Origin of the sequence: uncultured Porphyromonas sp., assembly GCF_934359325.1 — a bacterium.
Classification (GTDB): Bacteria; Bacteroidota; Bacteroidia; order Bacteroidales; family Porphyromonadaceae; genus Porphyromonas_A.
The window spans coordinates 1-1708 of sequence record NZ_CAKRLH010000274.1; the positions used below are offsets into that span (position 1 = coordinate 1).

The 1708-nt window shown below is 57.1% G+C and carries 2 protein-coding genes; both read right to left on the bottom strand.

Annotated features, from left to right (window positions below):
• On the bottom strand, positions 1-683 hold a 683-nt coding region (locus Q0F21_RS07745; protein ID WP_363282798.1), incomplete at its 3' end, for a putative porin.
• A partial coding sequence (locus tag Q0F21_RS07750) for an amidohydrolase family protein (RefSeq protein WP_297238824.1) occupies positions 680-1708 on the bottom strand: 1029 nt, incomplete at its 5' end. The genes Q0F21_RS07745 and Q0F21_RS07750, both read right to left, overlap by 4 nt.

Consider the following 1708-nt stretch of genomic DNA (forward strand, 5'->3'; position numbering starts at 1 on the left):
CCGCCATTCTCCTGATTGATGACGTTGGTATTCCCCACCTCGGCAAAGAGCTCATACCGCCCCTTGGTGTAGGAGCCAAAGATACGGTACGTAAGCGCCTGCGAGGCGGTGTTATTGTACACCCCATTGGCCTTATCTATTTCTGCCTCACCGCCGAGATTGACATTAGGACCAAGGTTGGTGGTAAAGAGGGCATGGAGGAGCTGCTCCAGCTCGTTGGATCCGCCCAGCTTCTGCACACTTAGGAATGTGTAGGGAACCTTGGTGTCGAAGTATCTCGCCATGGTCCCTCTCCTGAGGAGGTGGAAGTAGGGCGCCAGGTAGTAGAAGTCGCCCCACTGGTCGATCGGTTGATCGAAGTAGACCTTGGACTGATAAGGCCCTGCGTAAGTGCCTAAGTAGCTCTCTGCGATGCTCCTGCCCTCGATGTGCTCTCGCCTAAAGGAATTGAGCTTGATGGTATCGAGAGGTGCCGGTCTCATATCTCCCGTGCGACCGGTGAGGTAGTAACTCTCGAGCGTCCCATGCCGATCGGCATCGGTGTCGTCATTGAGCAGCGAGTCCGGGGCGATGATACGATCCCGAAGTTGCTTGTCGATGTCGATCTGTCCCAGTGCTCTTCCCTCACCAAGGAGCAAAAGGCAGCAGGTCGCAAGGATAGGAAAAAGGCTGCTCCTGCTCATCTCGGTAGTCGATTGCCAAAGGTGAGAGCTCTCTTTGATCGGAGAGCTAGCTTCTCATCGAGCACTCCTCCTCTCACCACCGGAGCTCCATTGAGTATCGTCCTGACCACGCTGCTGTGGAAGGTCTCTCCCTCGAAGGGACTCCAGCCGCACTTGCTCCGGATCACCTCCTTTGTTACTGTGGTACTCTTATGAGGATCCACCAGCACCAGATCGGCATAGTAACCCTTGCGGATAAATCCTCGCTCGTCGATGCCGTAGAGTAGGGCGGGATTGTGCGCCATATACTCCACCACCCGCTCGATCGGGAAGACTCCCTCGTGGACCAGCTCCAGCATAAGGGGGAGGGAAAATTGCACCAGCGGTCCTCCGCTCTTTGCTCCCAGTGCGCCACCCACCTTCTCTTCCGGCAGGTGGGGCGAGTGGTCCGTCGAGACCACATCGACGAGACCGCTATTGATGGCGGCTCTCAGGGCAGCTCGATCGCGCTCGGTCTTGATGGCGGGATTCCACTTTACCCTTGCCCCAAGTCGCTCGTAGTCCTGATCGGTAAACCAGAGGTAGTGCACGCAGACCTCGCCGGTGATCCGCTTGCTACTAAAGCCCTCTGCCGTGCGAGGCTTCAGCAGTGACAGCTCGTCCTCCGTGGATAGGTGGAGAATGTGGAGCCTTGCGCCTGTCTCCTCCGCCATGGCGACCGCTCGTCTGCTGCACTCATAGCACGCCTCGCGACTCCTGATGAGGGGATGAAACTTTACCTCCGGATCGTTTCCGTACAGTGCAGTGTACTTCGCCTTATTGGCCCGGATGATTCCCTCATCCTCGCTATGGATGCAGATCAGCGTGGGGCACTCCGCAAAGATCCGTCGGAGCGTCTCGGGAGAGTCGACCAGCATATTGCCGGTGCTGGAGCCCATAAAGACCTTCACCCCCGGGGTATGCTTCAGATCCAGCTTAGAGAGCAGGTCGACATTCTCATTCGTAGCGCCGAACATAAAGGAGTAATTCCCCATCGACTCCTCCTC